The organism is Thauera phenolivorans, assembly GCF_001696715.1.
Classification (GTDB): Bacteria; Pseudomonadota; Gammaproteobacteria; order Burkholderiales; family Rhodocyclaceae; genus Thauera; species Thauera phenolivorans.
In genome coordinates, this window is sequence record NZ_MBFM01000004.1 from 409,686 (window position 1) to 425,394 (window position 15,709).

15 protein-coding genes and 1 tRNA gene are annotated in these 15,709 nt (G+C 68.0%); 6 read left to right on the top strand and 10 right to left on the bottom strand.

The features are described 5' to 3' along the window. Position 1: 1 nt before the first annotated feature. From glyS to BB334_RS11900, 8 genes are read right to left on the bottom strand one after another with little or no spacing between them, the layout of a single operon-like run. Positions 2 to 2,101: a glycine--tRNA ligase subunit beta gene (gene glyS, locus BB334_RS11865; RefSeq protein WP_068808706.1), complete on the bottom strand. Its 2,100-nt coding sequence runs from the start codon at positions 2,099 to 2,101 to the stop codon at positions 2 to 4. Beyond that, complete coding sequence (gene glyQ, locus BB334_RS11870) at positions 2,101 to 3,018, bottom strand: glycine--tRNA ligase subunit alpha (RefSeq protein ID WP_068808707.1); 918 nt, start codon at positions 3,016 to 3,018, stop codon at positions 2,101 to 2,103. Before glyQ ends, glyS begins: the two co-directional genes overlap by 1 nt. Before the next feature lie 47 nt (positions 3,019 to 3,065). Beyond that, on the bottom strand, positions 3,066 to 4,556 hold the full coding sequence (gene lnt / locus BB334_RS11875) for an apolipoprotein N-acyltransferase (protein ID WP_068808708.1): 1,491 nt from the start codon (positions 4,554 to 4,556) through the stop codon (positions 3,066 to 3,068). Positions 4,557 to 4,558: 2 nt separating this feature from the next. After that, on the bottom strand, positions 4,559 to 5,401 hold the full coding sequence (locus tag BB334_RS11880; protein ID WP_068808709.1) for an HlyC/CorC family transporter: 843 nt from the start codon (positions 5,399 to 5,401) through the stop codon (positions 4,559 to 4,561). Positions 5,402 to 5,408: 7 nt separating this feature from the next. After that, positions 5,409 to 6,206 carry an rRNA maturation RNase YbeY gene (gene ybeY / locus BB334_RS11885; protein WP_068808935.1) on the bottom strand — a complete coding sequence of 266 codons (798 nt, stop codon included), beginning with the start codon at positions 6,204 to 6,206 and terminating at the stop codon, positions 5,409 to 5,411. Continuing rightward, a complete protein-coding gene (locus tag BB334_RS11890) occupies positions 6,190 to 7,215 on the bottom strand; it encodes a PhoH family protein (protein ID WP_068808710.1) in 1,026 nt (341 codons plus the stop codon). The genes ybeY and BB334_RS11890 overlap by 17 nt, the downstream gene beginning before the upstream one ends. Next, the gene (gene miaB, locus BB334_RS11895; protein WP_068808711.1) at positions 7,215 to 8,567 is read right to left on the bottom strand and encodes a tRNA (N6-isopentenyl adenosine(37)-C2)-methylthiotransferase MiaB; all 1,353 of its coding nucleotides are present in this window, start codon (positions 8,565 to 8,567) and stop codon (positions 7,215 to 7,217) included. Before miaB ends, BB334_RS11890 begins: the two co-directional genes overlap by 1 nt. 28 nt (positions 8,568 to 8,595) lie before the next feature. Then, positions 8,596 to 9,021, bottom strand: a complete 426-nt coding sequence (locus tag BB334_RS11900; RefSeq protein WP_232756726.1) for a hypothetical protein — start codon at positions 9,019 to 9,021, stop codon at positions 8,596 to 8,598. A gap of 94 nt (positions 9,022 to 9,115) precedes the next feature. On the opposite strand from BB334_RS11900, the gene BB334_RS11905 reads away from it, so the two are divergent. Beyond that, positions 9,116 to 9,192, top strand: a tRNA-Met gene (locus tag BB334_RS11905). Between the two features lie 79 nt (positions 9,193 to 9,271). Here the strand turns inward: BB334_RS11905 and BB334_RS11910 are convergent. After that, positions 9,272 to 10,279 (bottom strand): NAD(P)/FAD-dependent oxidoreductase, encoded by a 1,008-nt coding sequence (locus BB334_RS11910; RefSeq protein ID WP_068808712.1) that lies wholly within the window; start codon positions 10,277 to 10,279, stop codon positions 9,272 to 9,274. A 289-nt stretch (positions 10,280 to 10,568) separates the two neighbouring features. Between BB334_RS11910 and BB334_RS11915 the strand changes: the two genes are divergently transcribed. Continuing rightward, positions 10,569 to 11,906 (top strand): ABC1 kinase family protein, encoded by a 1,338-nt coding sequence (locus tag BB334_RS11915; protein WP_068808713.1) that lies wholly within the window; start codon positions 10,569 to 10,571, stop codon positions 11,904 to 11,906. A 179-nt stretch (positions 11,907 to 12,085) separates the two neighbouring features. On the opposite strand, the gene BB334_RS11920 is transcribed toward BB334_RS11915, so the two are convergent. Beyond that, positions 12,086 to 12,949 (bottom strand): LysR family transcriptional regulator, encoded by an 864-nt coding sequence (locus BB334_RS11920; protein WP_068808714.1) that lies wholly within the window; start codon positions 12,947 to 12,949, stop codon positions 12,086 to 12,088. A gap of 128 nt (positions 12,950 to 13,077) precedes the next feature. Between BB334_RS11920 and BB334_RS11925 the strand changes: the two genes are divergently transcribed. The 4 genes from BB334_RS11925 to BB334_RS11940 all read left to right on the top strand — a co-directional run bounded on the left by BB334_RS11925 (position 13,078) and on the right by BB334_RS11940 (position 15,586). Beyond that, complete coding sequence (locus tag BB334_RS11925) at positions 13,078 to 13,800, top strand: AzlC family ABC transporter permease (protein WP_068808715.1); 723 nt, start codon at positions 13,078 to 13,080, stop codon at positions 13,798 to 13,800. Next, positions 13,790 to 14,104, top strand: a complete 315-nt coding sequence (locus BB334_RS11930; RefSeq protein ID WP_068808716.1) for an AzlD family protein — start codon at positions 13,790 to 13,792, stop codon at positions 14,102 to 14,104. Before BB334_RS11925 ends, BB334_RS11930 begins: the two co-directional genes overlap by 11 nt. Before the next feature lie 335 nt (positions 14,105 to 14,439). Then, positions 14,440 to 15,099 (top strand): ArsR/SmtB family transcription factor, encoded by a 660-nt coding sequence (locus BB334_RS11935; RefSeq protein ID WP_068808717.1) that lies wholly within the window; start codon positions 14,440 to 14,442, stop codon positions 15,097 to 15,099. A gap of 46 nt (positions 15,100 to 15,145) precedes the next feature. Then, on the top strand, positions 15,146 to 15,586 hold the full coding sequence (locus BB334_RS11940; RefSeq protein WP_068808718.1) for a hypothetical protein: 441 nt from the start codon (positions 15,146 to 15,148) through the stop codon (positions 15,584 to 15,586). Positions 15,587 to 15,709 lie beyond the last annotated feature (123 nt).

Below are 15,709 nucleotides of genomic sequence, written 5' to 3' on the forward strand. Positions count from 1 at the left end.
CTCAGGCCGACAGGCGCGAGATGTCGGCCACCTCGTTCATCAGCCCGGCGAGCTGGGCGAGCAGCGCGAGCCGGTTCTGCCGCGTCAGCGGCTCCTCGGCCATCACCATGACGTCCTCGAAGAACCGGTCCACCTCCGCACGCAGGCCGGCCAGCACCCGCAGGGCCTCGGTGTAGTCCTCGTTGGCGACGTGCGAGCGCACCAGCGGCGCGACCTCGACCACCCGGTGGAACAGCGCCTTCTCGGCCGCTTCCTGCAGCAGGGCGACGTCGGGCTCGCCCGGCGCCGCCCCGGCCTTCTTCAGGATGTTGACGATGCGCTTGTTGGCTGCGGCCAGGGCCTCCGCCTCGGGCAGGGCGCGGAAGGCCTCGACCGCGGCGAGCTTGGCGGGCACGAGGTCGATGCGGGCGGGTTTCAGCGCCAGCACCGCGTCGATCACCGCGCCGTCGCGGCCGGTCCCGGTCTCGTCGCCTCGCAGCAGGTTGCGCAGACGCTCGAACATGAAATCCTGCAGTTGCGCGGCGAAGCCTTCGGCAGTGAGCAGGCCGGGCTTGAAGCCGGCCGCGGCCGTGTCGATCAGCTTCGGCAGCTCGAGTGGCAGCGGCGCCTCCATCAGGATGCGGAGCACGCCGAGCGCGGCGCGGCGCAGGGCGAAGGGGTCGCGGTCGCCGGTCGGCACCATGCCGATGCCGAAGAAGCCGACCAGAGCGTCGAGCTTGTCGGCGAGCGCCACCGCGGCGGCGACGTTGCCCGCGGGCAGCGCATCCCCGGCGAAGCGCGGCTGGTAGTGGGCCTGGATGGCGTCGGCCACCACCTGGCCTTCCCCGTCGGCGAGCGCGTAGTAGCGCCCCATGATGCCCTGCAGCTCGGGGAACTCGCCCACCATGTCGGTGACGAGGTCGGTCTTCGCCAGTAGCGCAGCGCGCTTGGACGCGGCGACGTCGGCGCCGAGCTGCGCGGCGATCGCTCCCGCGAGCGCCTCGAGGCGCTCGACGCGCTCGAGCTGGCTGCCGAGCTTGTTGTGATAGACCACCGGCGCCAGGCGGGCGAGACGGGTCTCGAGCTTGTACTTCTTGTCCTGCTCGAAGAAGAAGCGCGCATCCGACAGGCGCGGGCGCACCACGCGGGCGTTGCCGGTGATGATGTTCGCGGGATCGGCCACGCGCATGTTGGACACGATCAGGAAGCGGTTCAGCAGCCTGCCCTCGCCGTCGAACAGCGGGAAGTACTTCTGGTTGGCGCGCATCGTCAGGATCAGGCATTCCTGCGGCACGTCGAGGAATTCGGGCTCGAACTCGCCGACGTAGACCGTCGGGTGCTCGACCAGGGCCGCCACTTCGTCGAGCAGATCGGCGTACTCGCCGAGCAGCGCGCCCTGCTTCGCGGCTTCCGCCAGCAGCTGGCGCTCGATATCGTCACGACGGTCGGGAAAGCTGGGGATCACCTTGCCTTCGGCGAGCAGCGTGGGCTCGTAGGCGTCGGCGGTGGCGATCTCGATCTCGCCGCGGCTCATGAAGCGGTGGCCGCGGGTGACGCGGTCCGAATCCAGGTCCAGCACGCGCCCCGGCACCACGTCGGCGCCGTGGAGCATCGTGAGCTTATGCACCGGCCTCACGAAAGTCGCCTCGCCATCGCCCCAGCGCATCACCTTCGGGATCGGCAGCGCCTTCACCGCGTCCTGCACGATGTCGGCGAGCACCTCGGCGAGCTTCGCCCCCGGCACGACCGCGGTGTGGAAGAGCGCCTCGGCCTTGCCGTCCATGCGGCGCTCGAAGGCGGCTACCGCCTCGGGGGCGATGCCCTTCGCCGTCATCTTCTTCTGCAGCGCGGGCGTCGGCCTGCCTTCGGCGTCGAGCGCGACCGACACCGGCATCAGCTTTTCGGTGACTTCCTTCGCCGCACCCTCGGCGGCGACCTTCGCCACCGTCACCGCCAGCCGGCGCGGGCTCGCATAGGTCCGGAAGGCCGCGTCGGCGGGCGCCAGGCCCCTGGCCTTGAGGCCGTCGACGATCTTCGTGGCAAAAGTCTCGCCCAGGCGCGGCAGCGCCTTCGGCGGCAGTTCTTCGGTAAGCAGCTCGACGAGCAGGGTGCGGGCCGTCATCACGCGGCCTCCTTGTCGGTTTGCGGCAGCATCGGGAAGCCGAGCGCCTCGCGGGATTCGAAGTACGCCTGGGCGACCGCACGCGACAGGTTGCGGATGCGCCCGATGTAGGCGGCACGCTCGGTCACCGAGATCGCACCACGCGCATCGAGCATGTTGAAGGTGTGACCGGCCTTGAGCACCATCTCGTAGGCGGGCAGCGCCAGCCCTGCCTCCATCAGGCGCTTCGCCTCGGCCTCGTAGTTGCCAAACAGCGAGAAGAGGAAGTCGACGTTGGCATGCTCGAAGTTGTACTTCGACTGCTCGACCTCGTTCTGGTGATAGACGTCGCCGTAGCTCACCGGCGTGCCGTCCGGGCGCAGCGCCCACACCAGGTCGTACACGTTCTCCACGCCCTGCAGGTACATCGCGAGGCGTTCGAGACCGTAGGTGATCTCGCCCAGCACCGGCTTGCAGTCGAGTCCGCCGACTTGCTGGAAGTAGGTGAACTGGGTCACCTCCATGCCGTCGAGCCAGACCTCCCAGCCCAGGCCCCAAGCGCCGAGCGTCGGGTTCTCCCAGTCGTCCTCGACGAAGCGGATGTCATGAACCCTGGGGTCGATCCCGAGCGCGCGCAGCGAATCGAGGTAGAGCTCCTGGATCTCGAGCGGCGAGGGCTTGAGCACCACCTGGAACTGATAGTAGTGCTGCAGCCGGTTCGGGTTCTCGCCGTAGCGGCCGTCCTTCGGACGGCGCGAGGGCTGCACGTAGGCGGCATTCCACGGCTCCGGGCCGATCGCGCGCAGGAAGGTGGCGGTGTGGCTGGTACCGGCGCCGACCTCGAGGTCGTAGGGCTGCAGCAGCACGCAGCCGCGGTCGCCCCAGAACTGCTGGAGCGTGAGGATGACTTGCTGGAATGTGGGCTTGTGCAGGGACATGATCTCGGATGGCCTCCTGGCCGCGCTGCGAACGCAAAGGAGGGATTTTAACGGGCTTCGACGCCGCGCGGGCGGCCGCTGCGGCTGCGCAGCATGACGAAGGCGAGGATCGCACCGGCCAGCGCGAGCGCCGGACGATCGCCCCAGCGCGCAAACGGCGTCATGCCCTGGTAACCGCGCACCTCGGCATGTAGCACGCCCTGCTCGAACTCGGGCAGTACGCCGCTCACGCTGCCGTCGGGCTGAACCACCGCGGTCATGCCGGTGTTGGTCGAGCGCAGCATCGGCCGCCCGGTCTCGATCGCGCGCACGCGGGCGATCTGCAGATGCTGGGGCTGGGCCAGCGAGTCGCCGTACCAGGCGAGGTTCGAGAGGTTCAGCATCATCGTCGCCTGCGGCAGGCTGCGGATGATCTCGGCACCGAACAGGTCCTCGTAGCAGATGTTGAGCGCGATGCGCTGGCCGCCGAGTTCCATCGGCGGCTGGTCGGGCGCGCCACGGGTCTGGTCCGCCATCGGGATGTCGACCAGGCCGTAGAACCAGCCGAACAGCGGCGGCGAGTATTCGCCGAAGGGCACGAGGTGGTGCTTGGCGTAGAACTGGGTCGCGGAGCGGCCGACACTGAGCGCCGAGTTGTAGATGCGGTCCTGCTCGTCGCGGTGGAAGATGCCGAACACGAGGTCGCCGCCATTGTCGGCGGCGAGACCGCCGAGCGCATCGAGGTAGCCCTCGGGCAGATTGTCGGCGAGGGTCGGCAGGGTCGATTCGGGCAGCACCAGCAGCTCGGCGGCGGCGCCGCGCACCAGCTCGGCATTGGTGCGCAGCAGCGCGAGGAACTGCTCGGGCTGCCACTTGAGGCCCTGTTCGATGTTGGTCTGGATCAGCGCCACCGACAGCGGGGCGCCCACCGGGCTGGTCCAGTGCGTGCCCTGGAAGCCGGCGCCGGCCGCGAGCAGCGCAAGGGCGCTGCCGGCCGCGGGGATCGCGGCGCGCGGCCGGCTCCAGGTGGCGAAGGCGAGCAGCCCGGCGACCATTGCCACGAGCCCGCCGACGCCGTACACCCCGATCAGCGGCAGATAGCCGGCGAGCGGGCTGGGCGGCGTCTGCGAATAACCGATCGCGAGCCAGGGGAAGCCGGTGAACACCACGCCGCGCAGCCACTCGGCGAGCACCCACAGGCCGGCGAAGAGGGCCGCCCGCGCGACCGCGCCCTGCGGCCGCAAGCGCACGAAGACAGCGCCCGCGAGTGCCGGATAGAGCGCGAGGTAGGCGCAGAACAGCCCGATCGCCAGCGCCGCGAGCGGCGCCGCCATGCCGCCATAGTGGTTGAGGGCGACGTAGAGCCAGGACACGCCGCCGACGAAGCTGCCGAAGCCCCAGCCGAAGCCGAGCGCCAGACCCTCGCGCGTGCGGCGGGCGCGGCCGAGCAGCCAGGCGAGCAGCGCCAGGCTGAGGAAGGCGAGCGGGAACAACCCGAAGGGGGCGAAGGACAGGACGCTTGCCCCGCCCGCGAGGAGCGCGATCACCCAGGCCGCCATGCTCAGGCCGCGTCCGCTTCGGGCGGCGGCAGGAGATCGACCCGCACCACGTATACCCGGCGACGGTCGGCGCGCAGCACCTGCAGTCGCAGGCCATCGACCTCGATGCTCTCGCCGCGCCGCGGCAGTCGCCCGAAGTGATTGATCAGCAGCCCGCCGAGGGTTTCCGCCCCCTCGCCGTCGATCGCGGTGCCGAAGGCCTCGTTGAGATCCTCGATCTCGGTCGTGCCCCGCACCCGGTAGCGGCCCGAGGCGTCGAGGCGGATGTTGTCGCTGACCTCGTCGAAGTCGTATTCGTCCTCGATGTCGCCGACGATCTGCTCGAGCACGTCCTCGATCGTCACCAGTCCGGCGACGCCGCCGTATTCATCGACCACGATCGCCATGTGATTGTGGCTGACGCGGAACTCGCGCAGCAGCACGTTGAGCCGCTTCGACTCGGGCACGAACACCGCGGGGCGCAGCATCCGCCGCATGTCGAAGGGCTCGCCGGCGAAGTGGCGAAGCAAGTCCTTCGCCAGCAGGATGCCGAGCACGTCGTCCTTGCCCTCCCCGATCACCGGGAAGCGCGAATGCGCGGTGGCGACGACGAAGGCGGCCACCTTCTCGATCGGGGCGTCGACATGCAGCACGTCCATCTGCGAGCGTGGCACCATGACCTCGCCGACCTGCATGTCCGAGACCTGCAGCGCGCCCTCCAGCATCGCCAGCACGTCGGCATCGACGAGGTTGCGCTCGTGGGCCGAATGCAGCAGTTCGAGGAGCTGTTCGCGGTCCTCCGGCTCGCGCGAGAACAGCGCGGAGAGCCGCTCGAACAGGGAAGTTCGGGGTGAAGGCGTTTCCATCTCGGTCTCAGGCGTAGGGGTCGGCGTACCCCAGGCCGTGCAGGATCTCCGTCTCGAGGCTTTCCATGCGCCCGGCATCGACCTCGGTTTCGTGCTCGTAGCCTTGCAGGTGCAGCATGCCGTGCACCACCAGGTGGGCGAAGTGGGCGTCGGGCGTCTTGCCCTGCTCGAGCGCCTCGCGGATCACCACCGGCACGCACAGCACGAGGTCGCCGCTCAGGCAGGGCGTCTCGTTACCGCCCGCCGGCATCGCCTCGCCCTCGTCGTAGGCGAAGCTCAGCACGTTGGTGGCATAGTCCTTGCCGCGATACTGGCGGTTCAGCATGCGCCCCTCGGCCTCGCCGACCAGGCGCACGGTGACTTCGGCATCCTCGCGGAGCGCGGCGCGGGCCCAGCGCCGGATCTGGTTCTTGCGCGGCGCGTTGGCCTTGTCCTCGCCCTCGAGCGCACGCTGCACGCTGAGCGTCAGGTCCGGCGGCGCCTCGCGCACCGGCGGCGCGATCTCGTCGAACGCCTCGGTGTCCCCGGCGGAGTCCACCAGCGCGGACGACATCGCCTCCGGATGCACCTCGACGCGCACGCTGAGCAGGTTGCACGCCCCGGGTTGCAGGCTGATGACGGGCAGATCGCTGTCGTGCACCGAGTCGGCCTCGATCTCGAGGTCGCCCCAAGCGCCCGGGCTGAGGTCGAGCAGCAGCCGGCGGCCGTCGTCGTAGTCGATCTCCAGCCGCACCGCCCTTACCCGGGTGCGCTTGCCATCGTCGTCGATCGCGACGATCTTCGGCGCGTCAGTACTTTTCGCCATCGCTTCCTTCCCCTTGCCGGCCGGCGCCTGCCTGTTCACTCTTCCTCTCCGCCTGCGCGCGCGCCTCGCGGGCGCTCTGCTCGTCATACGCCTCGACGATGCGGGCCACCAGAGGATGACGCACGACGTCGTCCTTGGTGAATTCGGTGAACGCGATGCCGCGCACCTTCGCCAGCACGGTGCGCGCCTCACCGAGGCCGCTGCGCTGGCCGCGAGCGAGGTCGACCTGGGTGAGGTCGCCGGTGACCACCGCCTTGGCGCCGAAGCCGATGCGGGTGAGGAACATCTTCATCTGCTCGGGCGTCGTGTTCTGCGCCTCGTCGAGGATGATGAAGGCGTTGTTGAGCGTGCGCCCGCGCATGAAGGCGAGCGGCGCGATCTCGATGCTGCCGCGCTCGAAGAGCTTGCCGACGCGGTCGAAGCCCATGAGGTCGTAGAGCGCGTCGTACAGCGGGCGCAGGTAGGGGTCGACCTTCTGCGCCAGGTCGCCGGGCAGGAAGCCGAGCCGCTCGCCCGCCTCGACCGCAGGGCGGGTGAGGATGATCCGCTCGACGAGGTCGCGCTCGAAGGCGTCGACCGCACTCGCCACCGCGAGGTAGGTCTTGCCGGTGCCGGCCGGGCCGATGCCGAAGGTGATGTCGAAGTCCTGGATGTTGCGCAGGTAGTCCACCTGGCGCGGGGTGCGGCCGTGGAGCTCGGTGCGCCGGGTGAGCAGCGCGGGCGCCTCGGCGGCCAGCTCGCCGCCCCGGCTGGCGACCTCGACCAGACCGAGCTGGACGTCGTCGCGCGACAGCGGATTCTGGGCGCGCTCGTAGAAATGCTTGAGCGCCATCTCGCCGCGCAGCACCTGGGTCGGATGACCCTGCAGGGTGAATTGCTCGCCGCGGCGCGCGATCGCGATGTCGAAGGCGTTCTCGATCTGGCGCAGGTTCTCGTCGAGCACGCCGCACAGGTTGGCGAGCCGGGCGTTGTCCACCGGCTCGAAGAAGACTTCCAGGGTTTTTGCCATCAGGGTTCCCGGGTCAGGATCTCGCCACGCAGGCTGTGCGGCAGGGCGGCGGTGATCCGCACATCGATGAACTGGCCGACCAGACGTGCACGATTGGGAGAGGCCGCGGGGAAGTTGACCACGCGGTTGTTGTCGGTACGGCCCATCATCTCGACCTCGGGATTCTTCTTCGCCGCGCCCTCCACCAGGATGCGCTGCACCGAGCCGACCATGGCCTCGCTCGCCGCCTGATACTGCTCGTCGATGCGCTTCTGCAGGCGCGCGAGCCAGGCGAGCTTGGTCTCCTGCGCCACCGCGTCGGCGAGGTCGGCCGCCGGCGTGCCGGGGCGCGAGCTATAGACGAAGCTGAAGGAGCCGTCGAAGCCGATCTCGTCGATCAGCTTCATCGTCTTCTCGAAGTCCTCTTCGGTCTCGCCCGGGAAGCCGACGATGAAGTCCGAGGTGAGCGAGAGGTCGGGCCGCGCCGCACGCAGCTTGCGCACGATCGACTTGAACTCGAGCACCGAGTAGCCGCGCTTCATCGCCGCCAACACCCGATCCGAACCCGATTGCACCGGCAGATGCAGCTGCGACACCAGCTTGGGGAGCTTCGCGTAGGCGTCGATCAGGCGCTGGGTCATCTCGCGCGGATGCGAGGTGGTGTAGCGGATGCGCTCGATTCCGGGAATCTCGGCGACGCATTCGAGCAGGAAGGCGAAATCCCCCTCCTCGCCGCCCTCGCGGGTCAGTTCGCCGCGCCAGGCGTTGACGTTCTGTCCGAGCAGGGTCACTTCCTTCACGCCCTGCGCCGCGAGGCCCGCGACCTCGGCAAGGACGTCCTCGAGCGGCCGCGAGACCTCCTCGCCGCGGGTGTAGGGCACGACGCAGAAGGTGCAGTACTTGGAGCAGCCCTCCATGATCGACACGAAGGCGCTTGCACCCTCGACGCGCGCCGGCGGCATCGCATCGAACTTCTCGATTTCGGGGAAGGAGATGTCCACCTGCGAGCGCCCGGTCTGCTTGCGCGCCGCGATCAGGCTCGGCAGGCGATGCAGCGTCTGCGGTCCGAACACCACGTCCACGAAGGGCGCGCGCTTGACGATGGCCTCGCCCTCCTGGCTGGCGACGCAGCCGCCCACGCCGATGATCAGGCCCGGCTTCTGCTGCTTGAGCAGCCGGACCCGGCCGAGGTCGTGGAACACCCGCTCCTGCGCCTTCTCGCGCACCGAGCAGGTGTTGAACAGGATCACGTCGGCCTCTTCCGGGTTGTCGGTCTTGACCAGTTCTTCGTCTGCACCGAGCACGTCCGCCATCTTCTCGGAGTCGTACTCGTTCATCTGGCACCCGAAGGTGCGGATGTAGAGCTTTTTCATCAGGGGGTTCCGGGCAGTGCCAGAGAGGTTACCGCTTGGGTTCGGGGGCCGCGATTTCGTCCGGGGTCAGAATCCACGCCCGGTGCAGCTGGCCGTTGGCATCGACCAGCACGCGCATGCGGTACTCGCCGCGCAGATGGCTCGGCAGCACGATGCGGTTGTTCTCGTCGCGGACCTGCGCGCCGGGGCTGAGACGAATCGGATCGCCGCCGAGGTAGGCGGCCCCGCCGACGAAGCTCACCCTGGCCTTCCTGGCCGCATCCGGAATCGGCCGCGGCGAAGCCGCCTCCGCATCGGCAACGCCGAATGCGACAAGCCCGGCGGCGAGGATCGCCGCGACGAAAGAGGAAGGTAGGCGCAAGATCAGGCCGGCGACGCCGGAAATCGACATGAAGGGACTGCGGATGATCTTCGATCGCCCCTTTAATGTCAATGCAAAGTCCTTATAAATCAAGGATTCCTTCGGCAAGACGGGCGAGCGAGCGGATCGCGCTCGCCGAAGGGACTTGACCCGCCTGAAAAGTCCCGAATAGAATCTCGGGCTCGGCGGTGATGTAGCTCAGACGGTTAGAGCGATGGATTCATAACCCATAGGTCGGCGGTTCGATTCCGCCCATCACCACCAAAGTACTCGAGGGGCTGCAGCGATGCGGCCCCTTTTCATTTTCAGCCGGTCCATCACCGTGCCGGCAGCAAGCCCGAAGTCACGCTCGAGCCAGCTCAGCCCCTCGCGCACTCGCCAGCACGCGATGCGCCAGCGCATGACCGCTGAGCCAGGCGCCCTCGACCCGACCGCCATTGAGCCAGTCGCCGCATAGCCCGAGACCGGCCGCCGAATGCCACACGTAGCCGCCCTCCACCGCCGACTCGGTGATCGCGTAACGCCACCGGTGGGCCGACCACGCCAGCGGCGCGGCGCCGCCGAGCGCGCAGAATTCAGCGATCAGCGCCGCGGCGACGTGGTCGGGGCCGTCCTCGGTGTGGGCCTCGCTCCACTCCGCACTCGCGTGCAGCGTCCAGGTCTCCTGCCCCGTGCGCCCGGGCTTGCTGGTGTCCCGTGCGATCCAGCGCAGCGCGCCGTGATTGACGAAGGCGCCGTCGAAATCCAGCGCAAGCGGGGCCTCGAAACGTAGCATCAGCGCCCAGCAGGCCTGCATTCGCGCGGCCGTCGCGACCTCGGCCAGGCCCGGCAGGACGGGTTGCAGCAGGGGCAGGGCCTGTGGCGCAGGCACGGCGAGCAGCACGCCGTCGAAAGCCTCGGCCAGCAGACCCCGCTCCGCGGTGGCGAGCTCCCAGCCGTGTTCGTAACGGTGCAGGGCATTCACCGTGGTCTGAACCCGCAGGTTCAAGCCATCGGCGACAAGCCGCCCCGGCGCCGTCATGCGCGGGGTGCCGACGTAGCGCGCCTCGGCACCACCGCCGTCGCGCCGGCCATGGGCATCGAACACGGTCAGCCGCGGCTGCCAGCGCGCGGCCACCCCGGCAGTCTGCCAACGCTCGAGTTCGGCCAGGAACAGCGGATCGCGCGCGGTGAAATACTGCGCGCCGTGGTCGCAGGCCCAGCCGTCGCCGCGGCGCGTACTCATGCGGCCGGCTGGCCCCCGGCTCTTGTCGAAGACGGTGACCTGCACACCTGCATCGGTCAGCGCGCGGGCACAGCTCAGACCTGCAATCCCGGCGCCGACAATCGCGTAGTGGAGAGGAGTAGTCATGATGGCACCCGTGGCGGAGACTGACGAACGAGGGGCCGCGGCAGCGGCGAGGCAACAGCTGGAATATACGCTTTTTGTCGTGGACAAAATAGCATTGAGTAACTAGCATTGAGCTGCGCTAAACTGAATTTTGCGAAGAAAATAGGAAGCGCTCCCAATTTCGTCCTGGACATGAAAGAATTACCGCATCGCCCTCCCCGTCGCCGACAACTAAGCGTGATCGCCGGCGCCTTCATCCCGCTGCTCTATTGAAGCGGCGGCCCACGAGCGCGCCGAGGAGACACCCCACATGAACACCGGATCCCGCACCAGCGCCGCAGCGGCCCGCGCCGCCGCCGTCCCCGGCGGTCGACTGTCCCGCCTCGCCCGCCTCGGCTCGCTCGCCACCGGGGTCGCCGGCGGCATGCTCGCCGAAGGGGCGCGCCAGCTCGCCGCCGGCAAGCGGCCCAGGGTGAGCGAACTGGTGCTCACCCCGGCCAACGCCAGACGTGTCGCCGATCAGCTCGCGCAGCTGCGCGGTGCGGCGATGAAGGTCGGCCAGCTGATGTCGATGGACGCCGGCAATCTGCTACCGCCCGAGCTCGCGGAAATCCTCGCCCGCCTGCGCGAGGACGCGCGCACGATGCCGATGAGCCAGGTGGTGCAGGTACTCGAAACACACTGGGGCAAGGGCTGGGAACAAGGCTTCGAGCGCTTCTCCTTCACCCCCTGCGCGGCGGCCTCGATCGGACAGGTGCATCGCGCGCGAACCCACGACGGGCAGGAGCTGGCGATCAAGTTGCAGTACCCCGGCGTGCGCCGCAGCATCGACAGCGACGTGGACAACGTCGCCACCCTGCTGCGCGTCTCCGGCCTGCTGCCCAAGGAGCTGGACGTCGCCCCGTTGCTCGCCGAGGCCAAGCGCCAGCTCCACGAAGAGGCCGACTACCGGCGCGAAGCCGGGAACCTGCGTCGGTTCGGGAGCCTGCTCGCGGATGCCGACGATTTCGTCCTGCCGCAGCCGGTGGACGCACTCACGCGCAGCGACATCCTGGCGATGAGCTGGGTGGAGGGCGCTGCGGTGGAGTCGCTCGCCGACGCCGCCCAGCCGCTGCGCGACCACATCGCCAGCCTGCTGATCGGCCTGCTGTTCCGTGAGCTGTTCGAGTTCCGCCTGATCCAGACCGACCCCAACTTCGCCAACTACCGTTACGACACCGCCGGCGAACGTCTGGTGCTGCTCGACTTCGGCGCCAGCCGGCCGTATGCCGGCACCGTGGTCGAAGCCTACCGCCGCCTGATGGCCGGTACGATCCACGGCGATCGCGCGGCGATGAGCGCGGCCGCGCAGGAAATCGGCTATTTCCAGGACAACATCCATCCCCACCAGCGCGACGCGGTGATCGACCTCTTCGCCACCGCCTGCGAGCCGCTGCGCCACGCCGGCGCCTATGATTTCGGCGCCAGCGACCTCGCCGTACGCCTGCGCGATGCCGGATTAAAACTGAGCATGGAGCGCGACTTCTGGCACACGCCACCCGCCGACGCGCTCTTCCTGCACCGCAAGCTCGGCGGCCTGTACCTGCTCGCGGCGCGGCTCGGCGCGCGCGTCGACGTCGCCCGGCTGGCCGCACCCTGGCTGGTCTGACCAGATAGAGATCTGATGCTCGGTTGGCTGCTCGTCGTCGGTCATCATGCGACGGGTTGCCGCTTGCCGGAAGACTGCGGGAGCGCGCAACCCGCCCACTGCTGGCATACGCCCCAGGGTCGTCATTCGAGTGACCGCTGCCCCCCCCCGACGCGTCTCTGCGAACGGAGCGGCCTCGTTCAACCCGACAGGCGCAGCGTCTTGATCAGCAAGCCGTGCAGGCTGTCCACCGCCTTGTTGCCGCGTGACTCACGGCTTCGGTACACCGCAACCTCCATGGGGGCCAACGGCCCGAGCCCGTGCGTTGCACCCAGCACCTGCAGGTGCTCCGGCGCGCTGCACTGCGTCAACGCCGCGACCGCGAGCCCGCTCTCCACCGCCGCGATCTGGCCAGCCAGGCTGGAGCTGTTATAGACGACCTTGTAGCGCCGTCCCTGCTGCGCCAGAGACTGAATTGCGCCCCGTCGTGCAAGGCTGGCGTCTTCGTACACGGCAATCGGGAGCGGGTCACGCCGCCACAGTTCGAACTGTGACGCTCCCACCCACACCATCGGCTCGTGAAACAGCAGGGTGCCACGTCGGGCGTTGTCGCGGGAGACCAGCGCCAGATCGAGGTCGCCACAGGCCACCCGAGGAATCAGCGACGTGGACTGCTCGCAATTCAACTCGATTTCGACGCCGCTGTGTTTGGGTGCGAAGCGCTTGAGCACCGGGGTGAGGTACCTGCCCGCATAGTCGTCCGGCACTCCGAGACGTACTCGCCCGCTCAGCGCTTCACCGTGCAGGGCGGCTTGGGCCTCAGCCTGCAGATCCAGCATGCGCCGCGCGTAGCCCAGCAGCGTCTGGCCATCGGGTGTGAGTTGAAGCTTGCGTGGCCCTCGCTCGAGCAGTCGCCGACCAACCGCATCTTCCAGCTTCTTGAGCTGCATGCTGACGGCTGACTGGGAGCGATGGACTTCGCCTGCCGCGCTCGAAAGCGAGCCGGTATCCACGACTGCGACGAAGCACTTGAGCCAGTCGATCTGCAGATCTTGCCGGGTCATGTCGGTACGCTGATATCAGCTTATCGAATGGAAGCCATCTGTATTTTGCGCTTTTCTGAAGAGCGGAACCAAGCCAAAGTCCAGGCCTGAGGACACCATCTCCACCGACACCCGGACCGGACGCAGCGATGCCCGCTACAGACACGCCCCTTCCACAACATCAAATCGACCGCCATCTGGTGTGGGTCGGTTTCAGGCAGATGGTCCCCATCGCCGTGTTCGTGATGATGTTCGGGGCTGCGTTCGGCCTGGCCGCAATGCAGTCCGGCCTCGATCCGGCTTGGATCGTCAGCATGAGCACGCTGGTGTTTGCCGGCGCGGCGCAGTTTGCGACGCTGGACCTATGGGGGCCGCAGGTGCCGATTCTGGCCCTGGCGCTGACCGTGTTCGCCGTCAATGCCCGTCACCTGCTGATGGGCGCCACGCTCTATCCCTGGCTGCGCCACCTACCGCCGGCTCAGCGCTACGGGGTGATGGTCGTAGCGTCCGACGCCAATTGGGCCCTGGCGATGCAGGCCTTCGGTCGCGGCCAGCCTGGACTGGGGGTGCTGCTGGGCGGAGGTCTGGCGCTCTGGTCGTTCTGGGTGCTGGGCACCTTGCTGGGCACGCAGGTGGGCGACCTCATTGCCGATGGCCGACCCTGGGGGCTGGACATGGTGATGGGGTGCTTCCTGCTGGCCATGGTCGTCAGTGGGCAGAAGAACCTGCGCATGCTGGTTATCTGGCTTGTAGCAGCCGGTGCATCACTCGTGGCCTACCGACATCTGCCCGAGAACAGCCATGTGGTGGCGGGCGCCCTGGCCGGTGGCCTGCTGGGCATGACATGGAAGGAGCAACCTCATGAGCGTTGAATCCCAGGGCTGGGGCCCGCTGTTGATCGTCGCCATCATGGCCGTGGTGACCCTGGCCACCCGCTGGGGTGGCGTCTTCGTCATGTCCTTCGTCCCCATCGGGCACAGGGTCAGCCAATTCATCGCGGCGATGTCGGGTTCGGTGTTGGTGGCCCTGCTGGCGCCGCTGGCAATGGAAGGCGATGGTGGCGCCAGGCTGGCGCTTGCAACGACGGCCGTTGTGATGCTTGTATTGAGGAAGCCGCTGCCGGCGATTGCGGCGGGCATCATGGCTGCGGCGGTGTTCAGACAGTTGGGAGTCTGAAGCGAGAATGTCCGCACCTGGTGGCAGCGACCTCGGCAGCGACGCAGGTGATGGATGACTGCAACGGGAGGCTCGAGACTGGCCTCGGTGGTTTGCCGAGCGGCTGTGCGGGTTCGAAGGTGGAGGTCTCAATCCGGCCCCAGGACGCCGGTGAAGGCTCCCCCAGGTCGGCCGTTCAAAAGGCGGCTTGCCACCATTAGCCTGCCGGTCGATTTCCCGGTATCTCCAGCACCGCAGAGCATTCGTCCAGGGCTATCTGGCGCTGTCTTGTTACTGCGCCAAGTGCTCCGGTCAAACCGTTTGTGCAACATTCTAACACTTGTTAGATTGTGCGTATGAAACCCAGCATCACGAAGTCCTCTCTCTACGAACACGTCGCCCGCATCGGCAAGGCGCTCGCCAGCCCGAAGCGGCTCGAGCTCATCGAGCTGCTCGCTCAGGGCGAGAAGACGGTGGAGACATTGGCGCAGCAAGCAGGCATTGACGTCCGCCTGGCGAGCGCCCACCTCAAGGCCCTGCGTGAAGCGCGCCTGGTCGAGAACCGGCGCGAAGGCAAGTTCATCCATTACCGCCTGAGCGGACAGGATGTGGCCGAACTGTGGCTCAACGTCCGTGACGTGGCCGAGGCGCATCTGCTCGAGCTGCGACTTGCCCTCGAACAAATCAGCGCTGCCCCCGACCTGCTCAGTGCCGAGAGTCGCGAGTCCCTGCTCGCCAAGGCGCGTTGCGGCGACATCGTCGTCATCGACGTGCGCCCCGAGTCCGAATACGAGGCCGGTCACCTGCCGTTCGCGCGCTCGATGCCGCTGGGCGAACTGGAAAAGCGGCTGGCCGAGCTGCCGGCCGGCAAGGAAGTGGTCGCCTACTGTCGCGGCCCCTTCTGCGTCATGTCGGACGAGGCGGTCGCCTTGCTGCGGACGCGGGGTTTCAGCGCGCACAAGATCACTGACGGTGTGACCGAATGGCAGGCCGGTGGGTTGCCCATCGAACGCTGATTCTCGCCGACACCAGAAGCAACACCCACGACCGAGGAGACACCCCATGAGAAAAATCACCCTTGCGCTGCTGGGCGGCGTGTTCAGCCTGTCGGCAGTCGCGGCCGACGTGTCGATGGCGGTACCCGGCGCACAGACCGCTGCGGGCCAGAAAGTGCTGACCTTCATCGCCAAGGACCCGCCTGGCCAGCGCTGCAACGGCAACCTGCAGGTCGCGGCCGAAGTCGCCAACACCTACCGCGTGCCCATCCAGCTGCTGCCGTCGAGCCTGGCCCAGGGCCTGCCAGCGCCGGCGGTGTGCTACGGCAACCAGCTGATCGTCGCCGACGGCAAGGAGCACAACGGTGCAGCCAGCTACCAGATCGTCGCCGACGTCCTCGAACTGGAAGGCGTGGCCAAGCAGGACAAATCCGGCCTGCTGTTCCAGGACACCGTTCGGCGCGACTTCGATGCCCTGAAGGCCACGATCAAGTCGGGCGGCAAGTAATCCCATCAATCAGCGGGAGTCGATCATGAGCACCCTCTTCATCCTCAACGACGCCCCCTACGGCACCGAGCGCAGCTACAACGGCCTGCGTCTGGCGCGGGCGCTGGCCAAGCTCGACGGCGA